The organism is Agrobacterium sp. MCAB5 (genome assembly GCF_052114365.1).
GTDB classification, from domain to species: domain Bacteria; phylum Pseudomonadota; class Alphaproteobacteria; order Rhizobiales; family Rhizobiaceae; genus Agrobacterium; species Agrobacterium tumefaciens.
This window is the reverse complement of the sequence record NZ_JBFREP010000228.1, coordinates 1-483: the sequence shown is the minus strand read 5'-3', so window position 1 is coordinate 483 and position 483 is coordinate 1. Positions and strand designations below refer to the sequence as shown.

Annotated in this window: 1 pseudogene; it reads right to left on the bottom strand. The window is 60.5% G+C overall.

Annotated features, from left to right (window positions below):
• A pseudogene (locus tag AB4Z23_RS28360) lies at positions 1-483 on the bottom strand (BID domain-containing protein); the annotation flags it as partial.

The window sequence follows — 483 nt, the reverse complement described above, 5'->3', positions numbered from 1 at the left end:
GCTCAGTCCAAGCCCTTGAGACCGGTTAAGCTGCCGTCTCAGCGCGTCGTCATGGCTTAGCTCAGCATGGCGTGTACGATGCACCATGCGGGCGATTGTGTTGATCTGCTCGGCCCGCTTTGCGAGCTCCGGGCGTGCCTCGAGTTCCTTGGCGAATCTGCGAGGATCAGAACTACCAAACCGCCGCGTGAGCGCTTCGGCGACAATCTTGGCCTCCTCAAGCGCGGCACGGCCCTCAGGCGACGATCGCAGCTCTTTGATGAACTTGCTCCGCTTCTCGACCGGCATCTTCTCCACCTTGGCAATGATCTCGGCGCTGCGCGGCGTGAGGCCGGGAACCTCGATCACATCACGCTGCTCACGCTGCCATTGTTCGCTTTGACGTTCTTCGCCAAGCCGGCGCTCCCATGCCTCGGAGACGTAGCCGATATGGGCAGAAAGAGACCTGGCATATTGCAGCGCCTCTTTCCGCTCCTTGTTATT